The sequence below is a fragment of the uncultured Boseongicola sp. genome (genome assembly GCF_937988555.1).
Taxonomy (GTDB): domain Bacteria; phylum Pseudomonadota; class Alphaproteobacteria; order Rhodobacterales; family Rhodobacteraceae; genus Boseongicola.
In genome coordinates this window covers 1-3,194 of record NZ_CALJXO010000326.1, presented here as the reverse complement: position 1 = coordinate 3,194, position 3,194 = coordinate 1, and the positions used below count along the sequence as shown (strand labels likewise).

5 protein-coding genes are annotated in these 3,194 nt (G+C 56.5%); 4 read left to right on the top strand and 1 reads right to left on the bottom strand.

Annotation, left to right across the window (positions count from 1 at the left end):
• Positions 1-180, bottom strand: a 180-nt coding sequence (locus Q1B15_RS19540) for a hypothetical protein (RefSeq protein ID WP_299757012.1), incomplete at its 3' end; no start/stop codon positions are given.
• A 138-nt stretch (positions 181-318) separates the two neighbouring features.
• On the opposite strand from Q1B15_RS19540, the gene Q1B15_RS19535 reads away from it, so the two are divergent.
• The 4 genes from Q1B15_RS19535 to Q1B15_RS23560 form a co-directional block, all read left to right on the top strand.
• Complete coding sequence (locus Q1B15_RS19535; RefSeq protein ID WP_299757010.1) at positions 319-1,113, top strand: manno-octulosonate cytidylyltransferase; 795 nt, start codon at positions 319-321, stop codon at positions 1,111-1,113.
• Positions 1,110-1,928: a 3-deoxy-8-phosphooctulonate synthase gene (kdsA, locus tag Q1B15_RS19530; RefSeq protein WP_299757008.1), complete on the top strand. Its 819-nt coding sequence runs from the start codon at positions 1,110-1,112 to the stop codon at positions 1,926-1,928. The genes Q1B15_RS19535 and kdsA overlap by 4 nt, the downstream gene beginning before the upstream one ends.
• 70 nt (positions 1,929-1,998) lie before the next feature.
• A complete protein-coding gene (locus Q1B15_RS19525; RefSeq protein ID WP_299757006.1) occupies positions 1,999-2,979 on the top strand; it encodes a KpsF/GutQ family sugar-phosphate isomerase in 981 nt (326 codons plus the stop codon).
• Positions 2,980-2,983: 4 nt separating this feature from the next.
• Positions 2,984-3,194 (top strand): glycosyltransferase N-terminal domain-containing protein (locus tag Q1B15_RS23560; protein ID WP_366141754.1); only part of this gene is annotated, 211 nt, incomplete at its 3' end.

Genomic DNA, 3,194 nt, shown 5'->3' with positions numbered 1-3,194 from the left:
CTCCAGGTTGCCGTGGTGCATCGCGTTGATCAGGGCCTCGGGTGTCTCGCTTGAAAAAACGACTGTCGGGTCTTCCGCGACGGCTGACAGGTCTGGCAGGTCGCCGCGTGACAGGCGTTCTAGGGGGAAGGGTCCAAGATGCACCGGGCGGTTCTTGTCTGAGAATATACGGCTGCCCAAGGCGCTCCCTTTCGTGGGGTGGTTTGGATGCCAGACTAGCCGCTGCATCGGGTATGTCGACCTGTGAATAGGTGGCTTCGGATTGCGGAGCGCCCCGATTTTCCTTAAGCCGAGAGTGCAACAACGGAGCGGGTAAGCGTGCGAACTGTCATTTTTATTCCTGCGAGATACCAGTCATCGCGCTTTCCAGGAAAATCCCTTGCCGTCCTGCGAGGGGCCACAGGAATTGCCAAGAGCCTTATCGAACGCAGCTGGGACGCGGCAACACAGGTGTCTTCGGTCGCCGAAGTATTCGTGCTGACCGATGATGCGCGTATCGCGGAAGCTACAAAAGCGTTTGGTGGAAACGTATTGATGACCCCGCCGGAATGCCGGAATGGCACGGAACGCTGCGCCGCGGCCGTCGCCCTTTTGTCGGAACCTGCCGATATTATCGTTAACCTTCAGGGGGATGCGCCGCTAACTCCGCCCCATTACGTTGAGGCATTGATAGATGCTCTGGCGGAGGACCCCACAATTCATATGGCGACGCCGGTTCTGAAAACGGCCGCCGAGCACTTGGCGAAACTTCAGACCGACCGAAAAGCAGGGCGTGTAGGGGCCACTACGGCCGTTTTTGGAGCCAACAACGACGCGCTTTACTTTTCCAAGGAGGTCTTGCCGTTTTATGATGGCGCACCGCAGGATGCGGTTTCAGTGTTCCACCACGTTGGTTGCTATGCCTATAAACCTGAGACGCTAATGCACTATAACGGCTTACCGGAAGGCCCGCTTGAGAAACGTGAAGGCTTGGAGCAACTCCGTTTTCTGGAAAACGCGATACCGGTGAGATGCGTGGAAGTTGAATCCAAAGGCCACGATTTCTGGGAACTGAACAACCCTTCTGATGTTCCGATCATCGAGGCAATTATGGCCAAGGAAGGCTTGAAATGAAGACCGTATCCATAGGCGCGCTCTCGGTTTCTAACGAGGCGCCACTAACGCTTATCTCGGGACCCTGCCAACTTGAGACGCTTGATCATGCCCGCATGCTTGCAGAAACGCTTGCAAAGGCCTGTGCAGACATCGGAATTGGGTATGTCTTCAAAGCGAGTTTTGACAAGGCCAACCGCACCAGCCTTGGTGGGAAGCGCGGCGTTGGAATAGACGAAGGCTTGTCGATACTCGCGGCCATCCGCAGCGAATTTGGGTGCCCAGTTCTGACGGATGTGCACGACACAACTCAGTGTGTTCCCGCGGCTGAAGCCGTCGATATTTTGCAGATCCCTGCGTTTTTGTGCCGCCAGACCGACCTTCTTTTGGCCGCCGGCGAGACGGGCGCCGTCATCAACGTCAAAAAGGGTCAGTTCCTGGCGCCTTGGGACATGCAAAATATCGTCGACAAAGTGGAAAGCACTGGTAACCAAAGAATTTTGCTTACCGAGCGCGGGGCAAGCTTTGGCTACAATATGCTTGTAAGCGATATGCGAAGCCTGCCGATAATGGCGCAAACCGGCTACCCAGTGGTCTTTGACGCGACACATTCGGTGCAGTTGCCCGGGGGGCTTGGAGGGTCGACTGGCGGGCAATCAGAATTCGTTGCACCGCTCGCCCGCGCTGCAGTTGCCGTCGGTTGTTCTGCCGTTTTCATTGAGACTCACGAAGAACCTGCGCGGTCACCATCGGATGGACCAAACATGGTGCCATTGGCCGGTATGCCTGCGCTCTTGAGGCGGCTAAAGGCATTGGACGAGGTCGTCAAAGCATAGTCTGCGCGGCTAAGTCTTTGCCGCGCAGCCGCAATCCTCTATGCCGGTGGCGAACGAAAGGTTTCGAGCGATGAACACGACCAGCGCGATACAGGCGGCCATTGAAACCGACCTTGCGGCACTGAAGACAATGTCGGAAGGGCTGGGCGCGATGGATCAGTCCTTGGCCGAGGCGCTGGAGCTGATTTCCGAAATGTCGGGCCGGTTAATCGTGACGGGTCTTGGAAAGTCCGGGCATATCGGGGCTAAGCTGGCCGCGACGTTTTCCTCTACTGGCACGCCGGCCTATTTCTTGCACCCCGCTGAGGCGAGCCATGGCGATCTTGGCATGGTGCAGCCCGATGACGTCATCCTTGCGTTAAGCTGGTCGGGGGAAACCCGCGAGTTATCGGATGTAATCGGATATGCGAAGCGCCATGCCGTCCGCCTCATAGCCATTACTGGAACCGCCGAAAGCGCTTTGGCGCGCGCCGCAGATGTGGCTTTGGTCCTTCCCAAAGTGCGCGAGGCATGTCCGCACAACCTTGCCCCGACAACGTCGACCTTGCTTCAGCTTGCGCTGGGCGATGCTCTTGCGATCGCGGTTTTGCAAATGCGGGGGTTCAGCGAGGAAAGCTTTCACTCCTTCCATCCGGGAGGTTCGCTTGGTGCTGCCTTGAAACGCGTGGACGAAATCATGATCGAAGGTGAAGATCTGCCGTTGGTGGCACAAGACACTCCGGTCATGGCCGCCCTCAACATTTTGTCTTCCAAGGGGCAGGGTATCGTTGGCGTGACCAAAGACGGTGAATTGCAAGGTGTTATTACGGATGGCGATATACGTCGCTATCTTGAAAGAAATGCCGCATCGACAATGCAAGTCGCTCTTCACGAGACGCCCGCGATGGCTGTGATGACCAAAGGCTCGGTGATTTTGTCGCCAGAGATGCTTGTCGGAGAAACGCTTCGGATTCTGCAGACGAAACGTATCTCGGCGGCCTTCGTTGCGAGCGAGGGTAGCCCCGTCGGGCTTATCACAATGCTGAGGCTATTGAACCGAGGCGCAGCCTGACGCCATGTCTCCGCTTACGCGCCTCTATCTTGCATTTTCACAAGTTTCGGGGCCTATTTGGTGGCTTTTCCACCGTAGAAGGTTGAAAAAAGGCAAGGAGGATCCCAAGCGTCTTCCTGAAAAATACGGTTTTTCGGCACTTGAACGACCTGGCGGGCAAGTGCTTTGGTTCCATGCACTGTCAGTCGGAGAAAGTCTGGCGTTACTTCCTCTGG

Bases quoted from the DNA above. Each gene is read 5' to 3' on its own strand.
- kdsA (WP_299757008.1), top strand. From the start codon at position 1,110: ATGAAGACCGTATCCATAGGCGCGCTCTCGGTTTCTAACGAGGCGCCA.
- Q1B15_RS19525 (WP_299757006.1), top strand. From the start codon at position 1,999: ATGAACACGACCAGCGCGATACAGGCGGCCATTGAAACCGACCTTGCG.